The organism is Naasia sp. SYSU D00057 (assembly GCF_017916505.1).
Taxonomy (GTDB): Bacteria; Actinomycetota; Actinomycetes; order Actinomycetales; family Microbacteriaceae; genus Naasia.
The window spans coordinates 382,705-396,349 of the sequence record NZ_JAFMSZ010000003.1; the positions used below are offsets into that span (position 1 = coordinate 382,705).

The following is a 13,645-nucleotide window of genomic DNA, read 5'->3' on the forward strand; positions in this document are numbered from 1 at the left end:
GCCCCGCCGCCCCGCCTCCTGATGGGCCCCGGCCCGATCAACGCCGACCCGCGCGTCCTCCGGGCGATGTCCGCACAGCTGGTGGGCCAGTACGACCCGGCGATGACGGCGTACATGGCCGAGACCCAGGAGCTCTACCGCCGCGTGTTCCGTACCGCGAACGACGCCACCCTCCTCGTCGACGGCACGAGCCGGGCCGGCATCGAGGCCGCCCTCGTGTCCCTGCTGCGACCGGGCGACCGCGTCCTCGTCCCCGTCTTCGGGCGCTTCGGCCACCTCCTCGTCGAGATCGCACAGCGCGCCGGAGCCGAGGTGCACACTCTCGAGACCGAGTGGGGCACCGTCTTCGCCCCCGAGCAGATCGAGGAGGCGATCCGCCGGGTGCGTCCCGCGATGCTCGCCGTCGTGCACGGCGACACGTCGACGACCCTCGCCCAGCCGCTCGACGCGCTCGCGGCGATCTGCCGCGAGTACGGCGTCCTCTTCTACACGGACGTCACCGCCAGCCTCGGCGGCAACCCGTTCGACGCGGACGGGTGGGGACTCGACGCGGTCAGCGCCGGCCTGCAGAAGTGCCTCGGCGGCCCGTCCGGCAGCGCCCCGGTCACCCTGTCGCCCCGCGCCGTCGAAGTGATCGACGGCCGCCGGAGCATCGAGGCCGGCATCCGCGACGCCGACTCCGAGGTGCGGGCCGACCCGATCCGCAGCAACTACTTCGACCTGGCGATGATCCTCGACTACTGGGGGCCGAAGCGGCTCAACCACCACACCGAGGCGACGACGATGCTCTACGGCGCCCGCGAGTGCGCCCGCCTGCTGCTCGAGGAGGGCCTGGACGCGGCCATCGAGCGGCACCGGCTGCACGGCGCCGCGATGCTGGCGGGCGTCCGCGGCCTCGGCCTGCGCCCCTTCGGCGACCTGGCCCACAAGATGAACAACGTCGTCGGCGTCGAGATCCCCGAGGGCGTGAACGGCGACGCGGTGCGCGGCGAGCTGCTCGGCGACTACGGCATCGAGATCGGGACGTCGTTCGGGCCGCTGCACGGCCGCATCTGGCGCATCGGGACGATGGGCTACAACGCCCGCCGGGACGCGGTGCTCACCACCCTCGCGGCGCTCGAGCAGGTGCTCCGTCGCGCGGGCGCGCCCGTCGTCGCGGGCGGCGGAACGGGTGCCGCCCTCGAGGCGTACGAGGGGGGCGCGTGAAGCCGGCCGTCGTCGCCGCGGGAGTCGACAGGGCACTCGCGCACTGCGCCGAGCTCGCCCGCATCAGCTCGCTGCAGGACGGCATCGAGCGCCTGCACCTCTCACCGGAGCACAAGCTCGCGAACGCGCTCGTCGCCGGCTGGATGCGCGAGGCCGGCATGGAGACGTGGCAGGACGCAGCCGGCAACCAGTGCGGCCGCCTCGAGGGGCGCACGCCCGATCTGCCCGCCCTCGTGCTCGGCAGCCACCTCGACACGGTCACCGACGCGGGGGCCTACGACGGGATGCTCGGGGTCATGCTCGCGATCGAGGTCGTCGACCGCGTCCGCCGGAGCGGCCGCGACCTGCCGTTCGCGCTCGAGGTGATCGGCTTCAGCGATGAGGAGGGCACCCGTTTCGGCACCGCGCTGCTCGGCTCGCGCGCCTTCGCCGGAACCTGGGATGACGCTCTGCTCACGCTCACCGACCGGAAGGGCACCACCTTGGCGGACGCCGCCCGGGCGTTCGGCCTCGATCCCGCACGGATCGGGGACGCCGCCCGCCGCCCGGAGGAGCTGATCGGCTACCTCGAGACCCACATCGAGCAGGGGCCGCACCTCGAGGACGCCGATCGCGCCCTCGCCGCCGTCTCGTCGATCGCGGGCGCCCGCCGCTTCGCGCTCACCGTGACCGGTCGCGCGGGTCACGCCGGCGGCACACCGTACGACCGCCGCCGCGACGCGCTCGTCGGCGCCGCGGAGGTGATCGTCGAGATCGAGCGCATCGCGAAGGAGACCGGCACGATCGGCACCGTCGGCCGCGTGCGCGCCTTCCCCGGCGGAATCAACGTCGTGCCCGGCGTCGCGCGCCTCTCGCTCGACCTCCGCGGCGAGTTCGACGAGCAGCGCGACGGGGCGTGGGACCGCATCGACGCCTTCGCCCGCACGGTGTGCGAGCGCCGCGGACTCGGCTGGCAGGTCGAGGAGTTCTACCGCGCCGACGCCGTCCCCTGCGACGGGAGGCTCCGCGCCGCCGTCGAGGACGGCATCCGCGCCACCGGGGACGCCGAGCCCACCGTGCTGTGGAGCAGGGCGGGTCACGACGGGATGGCGGTCGCCGCGGTGACCGACATCGCGATGCTCTTCCTGCGCTGCGGCAACGGCGGCATCAGCCACCACCCGGACGAGACCGTCACCGCCGCCGACGTCGCCGCCGCGCTCGACGCGTTCGAGGCCGCCGTGCTCGCGGTCGCCGACCAGCGCTCGCGATGAGCCGGCTGCTCGACGCGGTCGACGCCTCCTACGCCGACCTCGCTCCGCAGGAGCAGCGGGTGGCCGACCTCATCCGCTCCCGGCCCGGCGAGATCGCCCTCTACAGCTCCGCGGAGCTCGCCCGCCTCTCCGGCGTCTCGAAGGCCACCGTCTCGCGGCTCTTCCGGCGCCTCGGCTTCACCGGCTCCCAGGAGGTGCGCGACGTCCTCCGCGCCCAGCGCGGCGCGGGGGTCCCCGTCGACCTGTCGCCGCGGATCGGGGCCGACGAGCGGCTCAGCACGCAGTACCGTGCCGACGTGGAGAACCTCACCCGGCTCTACGAATCCCTCGACCCCGAGGTGCTGACCCGCGTCGCCGAGCTGATCGCGCGGGCGCGGCGCGTCCTCGTCCTCGGCCGGCGGAGCGGATACCCCGTCGCGCTGCACCTGCGGCAGCAGCTCGCCCAAGCCCGCGACGACGTGCGGCTCGCCCCCGCTCCTGGACAGTCGATCGGCGAGGAGCTCGAGGGTCTCGAGGCGGGCGACGTGGTGCTGCTGGCCGGCTTCCAGCGGCGTGTCTCCGGCTTCCCCGAGCTGGTCGGCCAGGTCGCGGCGTCGCCGGCCGCCGGTATCCTGCTCGGCGACCCCTCCGCTCGGCGCCACGCGGGCGGCATGGACGCGTTCCTCGAGTGCCCCACCGCGACGCCCGGGGCCTTCGACAGCTACGCGGCGGCCACGAGTCTCGTCGGGCTCCTCGCCGGGGCGGTGCTGGCCGCGCTCGGCACGGAGGGCGCGGCGCGCGTGGCGGCGATCCGGGACCGCTATGCGGCGCTCGGAGAGCTGGAGGGCGGATGACCCCCGATCTGCGACGCGAGGTGCTCGCCGACCACGCCCGCCGGCGCACCGGATTCGCCGACCCGCCGAGCGCGGGGGAGTGGCGGGAGGCCCGCCTCCGGTCGGCCACCTGTGGTGACGACCTCACCGTGCGGGTGCTCGTGGAGGGCGGAGTCGTCGCCGGAGTCGAGTGGCACGGCCTCGGCTGCGAGGTGTCGCAGGCCAGCGCGTCGATGCTCGCCGAACTGGTGCCCGGCAGGGCGGTCGCGGACGTCGAGGACCTCGTCGCCCGGGTCGCGGCGCTCGTCCGGGGACCGGAGGGCGTCGAGGACCCCGCACTCGCGGATGCGGAGGCGCTCGCCGGAGTGGGCCGCCTGCCGCTCCGAGGGCGGTGCGCGCTCCTGTCCTGGAACGCCCTGCGCGCCGCCGCCGTCGACGCCGCCTGATCAGCGCCGGTCGACGTCCTCGCCCGGCCAGAGGTCGCCGCACTCCACTTCGGTGACGCCATTCGCCACGAGGTACTGCCGCGCCCCGGCGTCGCCCGTCAGGGCCGCCCGCAGCGGCGCCCAGTGCGCGCGGCCGAGCAGCACCGGATGCCCGGGCCGTCCCTCGTAGACCGCCTGGCGCAGGACCGACGGGGAGAGGGCGCCCGCCGCCACGCGGCGCACGGCCGCTGGCGGGAGCCCCGGCAGGTCGACGAGGGTCACGACCGCGGCCGCGGCATCCTCGTGGTCGGCTTCGAGGGCGGCGAGTCCGGCGGCCAGGGATGCGCCGATCCCGTCCGCCCAGTCCTGCGCGACCACCGCGGACACCCCGCCGGGCAGCAGCGCGCGCGCCTCCTCGGCGGACGCGCCGAGCACCGCGAGCACCGGCTGCGCGCCGCCCGCGCTCAGAGCGTCGGCCGCCCGGTGCAGCCACGGCTCGCCCGCTGCGGTGCGGGCGAGCGCCTTCGGGCCGCCGTACCGGAGCCCGCCCCCGGCGGCGAGGATCAGGCCAGGAAGCGGTCGCTCAGCCATGGATACAGTTAACGGCACTGCCAGTCACGGCACTGGGACGAGGACGGAGACCGCGTGCGAGAGGTTCCCGAGAGCGAGCTGCGTGAGCGGCTCTCCGCCGCGCTGGGTGTGCGCCGATGGGTGGACGAGGTGGCGGCACAGGCCCCCTTCCGCGACGTCGAGGAGCTGAGCCGGGCGGGGCGGGAGGCGGCGACCCCACTGTCCGACGCGGAGCTCGACGAGGCCGTCGCCCACCATCCCCGCATCGGCGAGCAGGCCGCCGGGACCGGCACCGCTCAGCGGCTGTCGGCCGGTGAGCAGGGCGGCCTCGGCGCCGCCGACGAGGGCCTCGACGCCGCCATCGCCCGCGGCAACCGCGTCTACGAGGAGCGGTTCGGGCGGGTGTTCCTCATCCGGGCCGCCGGCCGCAGCCGCGAGGAGGTCGCCGACGAGCTGCAGCGGCGCCTCACCAACGCGCCCGACGAGGAGGCCGAGGAGGCGAAGGAGCAGCTGCGCCAGATCATGGAGATCCGCCTGCGGGCCCTGTTCGCGGAGGAGCCCGCATGAGCCAGATCACCACCCACGTGCTCGACGCCGCGCTCGGCAGGCCGGCGGTCGGCGTGACCGTCGCGCTGCAGGCGCGCACGCCCGAGGGCTGGGCGGCCGTCGGCAAGGGCGAGACGAACGAGGACGGGCGCATCCCCGAGCTCGGACCCGCGCAGGTCGAGCCCGGCATCTACCGGCTCATCTTCGCGACCGGCGACTGGTTCGAGTCGAGCGGCCGCGAGACGTTCTATCCGGAGATCGTCATCGCCTTCCAGGTCGACGGCCCGGACCACTACCACGTGCCGATCCTGCTGAGCCCGTACGCGTACTCCACCTACCGGGGGTCCTGAGGCCGCGCTGCCCTGCTGCCGTCCCGCGACGGCGAGTCCCTTCGCTCAACAGGCAGAATCTCCGTCAACAGGCGGAAACGGCCCGATTCCGCCTGTTGGCGGGAGAAGTGCCTGTTGAGGGAGAGTGAGGGCCTGCTGACGGAGGGGCCGGGTCAGTAATCGGTGCGGGACTCGAGCGCGAGCCAGGCGTCGAACGGCGTCGGCGCGGCGTCGACCCGCAAGCCGTCGATCCTCACGTGCCACTCGGAGCGGTCGCGGCCGAACAGCTCGTAGAACTCGCGGTCGTCGAAGCCGCCGCGGGCCGCATCGTCCCGGTCGGCCGCGAAGACGATGCGGTCGACGCGGGCCCACAGCGCCGCCGAGAGGCAGAGCGGGCAGGGCTCGCAGGACGTGTAGAGGGTGGCACCCGGCAGGGCGAAGTCGCCGGCCGCCTTGCACGCGGCACGGATCGCCTGCACCTCGGCGTGCGCGGTCGGGTCGAGGTCGCGCGTCACCCGGTTCTGGCCCTCGGCGAGCACCTCTCCGTCCCGCACGACGAGCGCGCCGAACGGACCCCCGCCCGCCGCGACGTTGTCGACCGCCAGCTCGATGGCCCGCGCCAGCCACCTCGCGTCCGCCGCCGCCGCGTCCGCCGCGTCTCGCGCGGTCATGCGAGGCCCGCCGAGAAGCGCCACGCGTCGCCGGCAGCCGGAGCGTCGTCGCGCGTCACCGTCGCCTCGATGAGGCCATAGGGGCGGTCATCCGCATGGAAGACCTCGCCCGCGTTGTCGACGCCGAATCGCGAGAAGTCCACGACGAAATGATGCTTGTTCGGAGCGGTCAGGCGCATCTCCGCGATCTGCGGGTACGCCTCGAGCGCCGCGCGGGCCATGTGCCAGAGCGTCTGCTGCAGCGCGAGGGAGTGCAGGTTCGCGAACCGCTCGATCATCACGCGCTTCACTCCCTCGTACATGCCGTTCCAGTCGACGCCGCCGAGGTCGCCGCTGACCCGCCACCGCGCGACGAGAGAGGTCGCCATGACGCGGTCGTCGGTCGGCGCGAGCGTCGTGTACTCGTCGGTGAGGAAGTCCTTGAACGCCGACCCCGTCGACTTGAGGATCACGAGGTCCTTGAGGCCCTGGACGACGTGCTCGCCCGTGGCGTCCACGGTGATCGCGGCCGTGCGCACCCCCTGCCCGCTGCGCACCCAGGTGTGGTCGTGCTCGTCGCCGTCGACCTCGACCCGGCTCCAGCCGAACCGCTCGATCTCGATGCGCGCTCCCTCGACCGGGTCGATGTCCGCGACGAAGTGCCGGGCGAGCGAGAGGCCCCAGTCCTCGATCGGGTCGACCGGATGCGTCCTCGCCCACACGTACGCCGAGTTCTTCTGGGTGTCGGTCGGCAGCACGGCCGACTGGTCGCCCTCGAGGTACGCGGCGGCGAAGTCGCCCCGAAGCGCGGTCGTGACGTTGAGGTCGACGATCTCGTGCCGGGGGGTGTCGCGGACGATGCGGACGAGGCGGGTCTCCGCCTTTCCGTACTGGTGGGATCCGAGGACGATGGCCATGTCCGGATCATCGCAGTCGCGTGTGTCCGGGGTGTAACGGCCGTCACGGGACGGAGGAGGACCGCCCGGCGCCGTCCCGCCACTCGCGGTCGAGGAGTGCGTACACGAGCGTGCTCGTCCACTCGCCCTTGAACCACTCGTCCTCGACGAAGTGCGCCTCGAGGCGCAGCCCGAGCCGCTCGAGGACGCGGGCCGACGCGGTGTTGCGCGCATCCAGTCGGCCCATCACCCGGTGAGCGCCCAGCTCGTCGAAGGCGAGCGCGAGGAGCGGCCGGCACGCCTCCGTCGCGAAGCCGCGCCCCCTGACCTCCGGGGAGAAGATGTAGCCGATCTCCACGGTGCCCGCCGGCTCGGCCGGGCGCATGAGGATGACGTCGCCGATGATCCGTCCCTCGTGCTCGACCCCGAGCGTGAGGTTCTCGCCCGCCATCTCGGGCAGGTCGCGGGTCGCCCACATGCCCGCCATGCGCCGGTCGATCTCGACGAGGTCCATCGGCGGGAACGGCACGTAGCGGCACGTCTCCCGGTCGGAGCGGTAGGCGAGCAGGTCCTCGCGGTCGGCGGGCACGAGCGGACGCAGGAGCAGGCGCTCCGTGCGGAGCGGAAGGTCGGGGATCACTCCGCCCGTTGTAGCAGGCGCCCGGCGGGGGCAGCGGGGTCGACGTCGCGGCCGCGGAGCAGGGTGCGGCGGACCCGGCCCGTCAAGGTGGCGCCGTCGTAGGCGCTGACCGGGTTGCGGTGCAGCAGCCGCGCCGCCTCGACGTGGACGACGTCGTCGGGAGCGAAGACAGCGAGGTCCGCGTCGGCGCCCACCGTGATGCGGCCCTTGCGGGCGAGGCCGGCGAAGTCCGCGGTGTTCGTCGCCATCCAGGCGGCCACGCGCTCGAGGCCGATGCCGCGGCGCCGGGCCTCCGTCCACACCGCCGTCAGGCCGAGCTGCAGTCCGGCGATGCCTCCCCACGCCACCTGGAAGTCGCCGTCGCCCGCGAACTTCCGCTCGGGCGTCGACGGGGAGTGGTCCGAGACGACGAGGTCGATGGTGTCGTCGACGAGGCCCTGCCAGAGGGCGTCCTGATTCGCGGCGTCGCGGATCGGCGGGCAGCACTTGTACTGGGTCGCCCCGTCCGGGATGTGCTCCTCGTCGAGGGTCAGGTAGTGCGGGCAGGTCTCGGCGGTGACCGGCAGCCCCTCCGCCTTCGCGGCCGCGATGAGGGGCAGGCCGGCGGCGGCCGACAGGTGCAGGATGTGGGCGCGCGCGCCCGTCTCGCGCACGCCGTCGAGAACGGCCGAGATCGCGGCCGTCTCGGCCTCCGGCGGACGGGACTCGACGAAGCGCGGGTAGCGGCGGCCGCCGTCGTTGCTGCTCGCGGCGAGCACGTCCGGATCCTCGGCGTGGACGATCAGCACGCCGCCGAAGGAGGCCACCTCGGCGAGCGCGGCCCGCAGCTGCGCACGGGAGAGCTCGGGGAACTCGTCGACGCCGCTCGGCGCGAGGAAGGCCTTGAAGCCGAACACTCCGGCATCGTGCAGGCGGCGGAGCGAGCCGAGCGACGACGGGATCGCGCCGCCCCAGAAGCCGACATCGACCGCGATGGACCCCTCCGCGGCAGCATGCTTCAGCCGCAGGGCTGGCACGTCGACCGTGGGCGGAATGGAATTGAGCGGCATGTCGAGAAGGGTGGTGACGCCGCCCGCGGCCGCGGCCCGGGTGGCGGTGGCGAAGCCCTCCCACTCGGTGCGGCCCGGCTCGTTGATGTGCACGTGGGTGTCGACGAGTCCGGGCAGCAGGACCTCGTCGTCCGCCAGCTCGACGGTCTCGGGCGCGGCGAGGCCGGAGCCGAGCGGCTCCACCGCGGCGATCCGCCCATCCCGCACGCCCACCTCGGCGGCGCGGAACCGCCCGTCGACGAGCACGCGCTCGCCGCGGAGCACCCGGTCGAACCCGTCCGCCATGAGGTCTCCGTTCCGCGACCGCGACCGCGTTGCGCATGCCGCTCGCCGCATTCAACCAGCGCCATGCGACGGGCATGTTACGGGCGCAGGCGGACGTCAGCCGGTGACGCTGAGCAGGGACAGGGCCGCGGCCGCCCCGCCGACCCACGCCCACACCCGCACGCGCCGGCGCCCGTCCTTCGCGGCACGGATCGCCAAGACGGCGAGGATCACCGCCGAGGCGCCGAGCGGTATGGCCGCGAGCTCCGCGAGCAGCCACGGCGACACCTCGAACGTGGGCTGGGCCTCCGGCGGCAGGAGGAAGCCGAGCAGCCACGAGTAGGACAGCAGCCACAGGACCAGGGCCGCGACCGCGAGCACCACCGACACCGATCCCGCTCTCGACCTGCGCATGCCGGGATTCTCCCGGGCGCGCGCTGCGTAACGCGAGCGCAACAGACGGGAAACCTGGGGCGCGGGCGGGATTGCCACGATGGCGCCGTGAACCTCCTCGTGACCAACGCCCGCCTCGTCCCCGTGAACCCCGCCCTGCCCGACCTCGGCTACCTCGAGCGCGGCTGGCTGCACGTGAAGGACGGGCGCATCGAGGCGATCGGCGAGGGGGACGCGCCGGCGGTCGACGGCGCGAAGATCCTCGACGTCGACGGCAGCTTCGTCGCGCCCGGCTTCATCTCGTCCCACAGCCACCTGTTCACGAGCGGCTCCCGCGGCCTCGGGGTCGACCAGACGCTCTACGGCTGGTGCACGTCGATGTTCAGCCTGCTCCGCCACGCCTCCCCGGAGGCCATCTACTGGAGCACGCTGCACGGCTCCCTCGACTTCCTCGTCAACGGCGTCACCACCGCCTTCGACTTCACCGACCCGCGCATCCCGTGGGAGCCGATGGTGGCGGGGGAGCGCGCGAAGGTCGGGCAGCTGCGCGACATCGCCTGGCAGCTGAGCCAGATCGACGGCAAGGCGGACAGCGGCATCCGCTACCTCAACGCGACCGGCCTCGACGACGCCCAGGGCACGGACGAGCAGATCTTCGACCGCCTTGGGGAGGCGGTCGCCCACGCCCGCGGCAAGGACGCCGATCGGATGCTGGGCGCCGCCATCATGGGCGCCGTCCAGTGGTCGTCGCGGCCGGACGCCGCCGAGCTCGAGGTCGAGGCGATGCGCCGCTTCGGGATCACCAACCAGGCGCACTTCCTCGAGACCCGCGAGGAGGTGGATGTGCAGCGCGCCAAGTTCGACCTGTACGTGCGCGCCGGCGCGCTCGGCCCGGACCTGGTGTTCGGGCACTTCATCCAGACCACGCCGCAGATCATCGAGACCGCGGCGGCCGGCGGCTCCGGCATGTCCTGGCAGCCCGCATCGAACGGGCGCCTGGCTTCCGGGGTGGCCGACCTGCCGGCGATCCGCGCGGCCGGCATGACGGTGGGCATGGGGCTCGACGACCAGGCGTGCACGGACATCGCCGACCCCTGGCAGAACATGCGCATGGGCATGTACATGGTGCGGGCGCAGACGGGCGATCCGCTGTCGATGATGCCGGAGGACGTGCTGGAGCTGCACACGCTCGGCTCCGCCCGCGTGCTGCAGGTGGACGACCGCGTCGGCAGCCTCGAGCCCGGCAAGTTCGCGGACTTCGTCGTCGTGGATCCGCGGACGCCGGACATCGGGCCGCTCTGGAACCCGGTGCGCAGCTACGTACTCGCCTGCGGCCTGCGGAACCTCAAGCAGGTGTACGTCGGGGGCGTGCTGCAGGCGCAGGACGGCGTCTCCACGAGCCCGCTCGCCGAGGAGGCGTCGGCGAAGATCCACGAGCTCCTGCCGGCGATCGACCGCGAGCACGACATCATCCGCTGACGCGGTCGGCGGTTCCGGGGGGAACGCGAGGGCCGGGCAGGGTGCGCTCCTTTCCGGCCCTTCCGCATGAGTCCGGCGTGTGGCTCAGCAGGAGCCGAGGGTGCTCAGCAGGAAGATTCGGCCCTGTTTCGCCTGCTGAAGGCCGGACTCGCCTGCTGAACACCGTCGGCGCCTGCTGAAGGTGGGTGGGCGGTCGGGCTGTTCCTGCTGGACGGTCACGGCGCCGCTCATGGACTTCCGGCAGGTCATCCCGGAGCCTGCCCTGTTCAGCAGGTGCGCAGGGTGCCCAGCAGGAAGAATCGGCCCTGTTCCGCCTGCCGGACCACTCCGGTGACTGCTGAGCATGCCTCGACGGCCGTGCCGTTCCTGCCGAAGGGCCGCCGGCGGATGCTGACAGCTGACGGAGGGGAGGATCGGCGGTCACCCGGGCAGGTCGAAGCGCGCCCAGCCCTCGTCCGAGAGGCCGAACTCGACCCGGTGGCTCGGCCCCTCGGGGTCCGCCTCCCAGAACGTGAGGCGCGACGGACGCACGCGGTAGCCGACCCAGGTCGCCGGGGCCTCCAGCGCGGCGATGTCGTGGGCATCGGCGAACTCCGCCCACTGACGCGTCCGCTCCTCGCGCGGCAGCTGGGCGACCTCGGCCGTGTTCTGCCACGCGAGCTGCCGCAGGTAGGGGGAGCGGCGGGCGTAGACGCGGCGCTCCTCGTCCCCGTCGGCGCGCTCCGCGCGGCCCTGGACGACGAGCTGCCGCGCGAAGCCGGGCCAGAGCAGGTCGAGCGCGACGCCGGGGAAGGAGGCCAGCTGCGCGACCTTCCGGGAGTTCGCGTCGGTGTGGAGGAAAAAGCCGGTCTCGTCCCACTCGCTGAGCAGCACGGTCCGGATGTCCGGCAGTCCGGACGCGTCGACGGTCGCGAGCTGCATCCGCGGCCGCTCGGGATCGTCGTTGCCGGGCAGCCAGTCGGCGAGGAGGCGCAGCGCCTCGGCGGGCAGGGTCACGAGGCGACGCCAGGGGAGAACCGGGCGATCTCGCCGAGCGCTCCGACGACGCCGTCGACGCTGCGCTCGAACATCCGCGCGCCCTCGGCGGCGCTGGCCCCGGTCGGATCGCCGACGACGCCGGAAGGACCGAAGTCGTTCGAGAGCCAGCCGAAGGTCACCGGATAGCCGTTGAAGCCGATCTGCTCGAAGTCCGCCAGGTGCTCCGGCACGTTCCGGGCGAAGCGGCTCTCGTCGACGAGGTCGGGGCGGAGGTGCATCACGATGGAGGTCTCCGCGTAGCCGGCGTGGATGCCCATGCCGAACTCGTCGGGGCGCCCGTCCTGCCCGTCGCCGGCGGCGACCCGGGTCGCGGGCATCGTGAAGGTCTGCAGCCCGAACAGGCGGCGCAGCTCCCGGTTCGCGACCTGGAGCAGGGCCGCGTTGCCGCCGTGCCCGTTGAGGAACACCACCTTGCGCGCGGGGGTCTGTGCGATCGAGCGGCCGAGGTCGGTGAGCACAGAGAAGAGCGTCGTCGCGCTCAGCCAGAGGGTGCCGGGCGCCCAGGAGTGCTCGTCCGACTTCGTGATCGTCAGCGTCGGCGCCTGCCAGACGTCCATCCCCCCCGACGCCGCGCGAGCCACGGCGGCGGTCGCCACCGTCTCCGAGATGAGCGAGTCCGTGACGAGCGGCAGGTGCGGCCCGTGATGCTCGATCGCCCCGGTCGGGACGACGATCACCGACTCGGCGGTCAGGGTGGAGGCCACGTCGCTGCCGGGAAGCTCTGCGAGGAGGCGGCTCATCGGATGGCGCCCTTGCGGGGCCCCGCGTAGTCCGGGTTGAGCTTGCCGGGGTTGAGCAGTCCGTGCGGATCCGTCCGCTTCGCGACCTCGACGGTGCGCTCGATCTCGAAGTCGACGTTCCACTGGTGCGGGTTGTGCACGCCGACGCCGAGCGCGTTCAGCGCCTCGATGCCGGCATACACCTGCTCGGGGCTCTCGTACCGTCCCGAGAGCATCCCGATCGGCACGCTGTGGCCGGCCTCGATGTGCAGCAGGCCGTCCGGGTAGACGGCCTCGACCTCGTCGATGCGGTCGACGAGCGCGTCGCCGCCCACCTCGACGTGGAACGTGGGGAAGGCGCGGCTCTTCTGCAGCCACTCGATGGGGTGGTTGTAGCTCAGCATCGAGATCCGCATGCTCGTCTGCGCGCCGTCCCGGATGTCCTCGACCCGTCCGCCGGCGCCGAGGATCAGGGCGCTCGCGGCGTCGATCGTGTCGGCGGAGAGGAGGACGCGCATGCTGCTGCGGCCCGCGGGGATCGCGTCGTCGGCGGGCAGGGCCGCGGAGATGGCGGGGTTGTCGGCCGAGACGAGGCGGGGCGGCGGCTGGATCCGACCGATCTCGCGGAGCACGGACAGCGCCGATCGGAAGTCGGGGAAGCTCGCGTACAGGCCGCGCCAGTCCCGCAGCGGCTCGAGCCGCACGGTGGCGCGGGCGATGATGCCGGCGGTGCCGTAGTTGTGCACGTACTGCTGGGCCTCGTCGCCCTCGACGTGCACGAGCTCGCCGCTGCCGTCGGCGTGCACGACGTCGAGCGCGACCACGAAGCCCATGTGGTTCGCGCCGTGCTCGATGGTGCCGGTGCCGCCGGAGCCGCCGGCGAGGAAGCCGCCGATCGACGACTGCGTGGTGGACGGGTACATCCAGAGCGCCTGCCCCGACGCCCACGCGGCCTGCTCGAGCGCGACCATCTGCGCTCCGGCCTCGGCCGTGATGTGCCCGTCGCCGACCTCGACGATGGCGCGCGCCCGGGACATGTCGAGGACGAGGCCACCGCGCATCGGGATGCCTTGCCCGTAGTTGCCGGTGCCCTTGCCGCGGGGGGTGATGGGCACTCCGTGCCGGCTGGCGGCGCCCACCGCCGCGGCGATCTGCTCGGCGCTCGTCGGGAAGGCGACGAGGTCGGCGAGTCCGAGCGGAAGCTGCTCGGCGAGGATCGGCGACATCGGCGCGCCGTCGACGCTCGCGCGCTCGCGGACGCGCGGCTCGGCGCTCACCGCGCGGTCGCCGAGGATCTCGCGGAGCTCCTGCTCGAGGAGGAGGACGGGGGCGAGGGTCTGGGTCATGGGTCGCTTTCGGTCGGTGCTGGCGGGAGGCGG

16 protein-coding genes are annotated in these 13,645 nt (G+C 73.5%); 7 read left to right on the top strand and 9 right to left on the bottom strand.

Features of this window, described 5'->3' with window-relative positions; genetic code table 11:
- Positions 1 to 21: 21 nt before the first annotated feature.
- Genes J3P36_RS12335 through sufU form a run of 4 tightly spaced genes read left to right on the top strand, consistent with a single transcriptional unit; the run spans position 22 to position 3,714 of the window.
- Complete coding sequence (locus J3P36_RS12335) at positions 22 to 1,206, top strand: alanine--glyoxylate aminotransferase family protein (RefSeq protein ID WP_210508610.1); 1,185 nt, start codon at positions 22 to 24, stop codon at positions 1,204 to 1,206.
- The gene (locus J3P36_RS12340; RefSeq protein ID WP_210508471.1) at positions 1,203 to 2,456 is read left to right on the top strand and encodes an allantoate amidohydrolase; all 1,254 of its coding nucleotides are present in this window, start codon (positions 1,203 to 1,205) and stop codon (positions 2,454 to 2,456) included. The genes J3P36_RS12335 and J3P36_RS12340 overlap by 4 nt, the downstream gene beginning before the upstream one ends.
- Complete coding sequence (locus J3P36_RS12345) at positions 2,453 to 3,289, top strand: MurR/RpiR family transcriptional regulator (protein ID WP_210508472.1); 837 nt, start codon at positions 2,453 to 2,455, stop codon at positions 3,287 to 3,289. The genes J3P36_RS12340 and J3P36_RS12345 overlap by 4 nt, the downstream gene beginning before the upstream one ends.
- Entirely contained in the window at positions 3,286 to 3,714 is a 429-nt protein-coding gene (gene sufU, locus J3P36_RS12350) for a Fe-S cluster assembly sulfur transfer protein SufU (protein WP_210508473.1), read from the top strand. Before J3P36_RS12345 ends, sufU begins: the two co-directional genes overlap by 4 nt.
- Here sufU and J3P36_RS12355 read toward each other — a convergent pair whose 3' ends face one another.
- Positions 3,715 to 4,284, bottom strand: coding sequence for an NTP transferase domain-containing protein (locus tag J3P36_RS12355; protein WP_210508474.1), 570 nt, complete (start codon positions 4,282 to 4,284; stop codon positions 3,715 to 3,717). It lies immediately after the preceding gene.
- A gap of 54 nt (positions 4,285 to 4,338) precedes the next feature.
- Between J3P36_RS12355 and uraD the strand changes: the two genes are divergently transcribed.
- Both uraD and uraH read left to right on the top strand, forming a co-directional pair.
- Positions 4,339 to 4,830: a 2-oxo-4-hydroxy-4-carboxy-5-ureidoimidazoline decarboxylase gene (gene uraD, locus J3P36_RS12360; RefSeq protein ID WP_210508475.1), complete on the top strand. Its 492-nt coding sequence runs from the start codon at positions 4,339 to 4,341 to the stop codon at positions 4,828 to 4,830.
- On the top strand, positions 4,827 to 5,159 hold the full coding sequence (gene uraH, locus J3P36_RS12365; RefSeq protein WP_210508476.1) for a hydroxyisourate hydrolase: 333 nt from the start codon (positions 4,827 to 4,829) through the stop codon (positions 5,157 to 5,159). The genes uraD and uraH overlap by 4 nt, the downstream gene beginning before the upstream one ends.
- 152 nt (positions 5,160 to 5,311) lie before the next feature.
- Here uraH and J3P36_RS12370 read toward each other — a convergent pair whose 3' ends face one another.
- The 5 genes from J3P36_RS12370 to J3P36_RS12390 all read right to left on the bottom strand — a co-directional run bounded on the left by J3P36_RS12370 (position 5,312) and on the right by J3P36_RS12390 (position 9,051).
- Positions 5,312 to 5,809, bottom strand: coding sequence for a nucleoside deaminase (locus J3P36_RS12370; protein WP_210508477.1), 498 nt, complete (start codon positions 5,807 to 5,809; stop codon positions 5,312 to 5,314).
- The gene (pucL, locus tag J3P36_RS12375) at positions 5,806 to 6,705 is read right to left on the bottom strand and encodes a factor-independent urate hydroxylase (RefSeq protein ID WP_210508478.1); all 900 of its coding nucleotides are present in this window, start codon (positions 6,703 to 6,705) and stop codon (positions 5,806 to 5,808) included. Before pucL ends, J3P36_RS12370 begins: the two co-directional genes overlap by 4 nt.
- 43 nt (positions 6,706 to 6,748) lie before the next feature.
- Entirely contained in the window at positions 6,749 to 7,324 is a 576-nt protein-coding gene (locus J3P36_RS12380) for a GNAT family N-acetyltransferase (RefSeq protein ID WP_210508479.1), read from the bottom strand.
- A complete protein-coding gene (allB, locus tag J3P36_RS12385) occupies positions 7,321 to 8,658 on the bottom strand; it encodes an allantoinase AllB (protein WP_210508480.1) in 1,338 nt (445 codons plus the stop codon). Before allB ends, J3P36_RS12380 begins: the two co-directional genes overlap by 4 nt.
- Positions 8,659 to 8,754: 96 nt before the next feature.
- Complete coding sequence (locus tag J3P36_RS12390; protein WP_210508481.1) at positions 8,755 to 9,051, bottom strand: hypothetical protein; 297 nt, start codon at positions 9,049 to 9,051, stop codon at positions 8,755 to 8,757.
- An 87-nt stretch (positions 9,052 to 9,138) separates the two neighbouring features.
- Here J3P36_RS12390 and J3P36_RS12395 point away from each other — a divergent pair, with 87 nt between their 5' ends.
- Positions 9,139 to 10,509, top strand: a complete 1,371-nt coding sequence (locus J3P36_RS12395; protein WP_210508482.1) for an amidohydrolase family protein — start codon at positions 9,139 to 9,141, stop codon at positions 10,507 to 10,509.
- 420 nt (positions 10,510 to 10,929) lie between these two features.
- On the opposite strand, the gene J3P36_RS12400 is transcribed toward J3P36_RS12395, so the two are convergent.
- From J3P36_RS12400 to J3P36_RS12410, 3 genes are read right to left on the bottom strand one after another with little or no spacing between them, the layout of a single operon-like run.
- Positions 10,930 to 11,505, bottom strand: coding sequence for a pyridoxamine 5'-phosphate oxidase family protein (locus J3P36_RS12400; RefSeq protein ID WP_210508483.1), 576 nt, complete (start codon positions 11,503 to 11,505; stop codon positions 10,930 to 10,932).
- Complete coding sequence (locus J3P36_RS12405; protein WP_210508484.1) at positions 11,502 to 12,287, bottom strand: creatininase family protein; 786 nt, start codon at positions 12,285 to 12,287, stop codon at positions 11,502 to 11,504. The genes J3P36_RS12400 and J3P36_RS12405 overlap by 4 nt, the downstream gene beginning before the upstream one ends.
- Positions 12,284 to 13,612: an FAD-binding oxidoreductase gene (locus J3P36_RS12410; RefSeq protein WP_210508485.1), complete on the bottom strand. Its 1,329-nt coding sequence runs from the start codon at positions 13,610 to 13,612 to the stop codon at positions 12,284 to 12,286. The genes J3P36_RS12405 and J3P36_RS12410 overlap by 4 nt, the downstream gene beginning before the upstream one ends.
- Between the last annotated feature and the right edge of the window lie 33 nt (positions 13,613 to 13,645).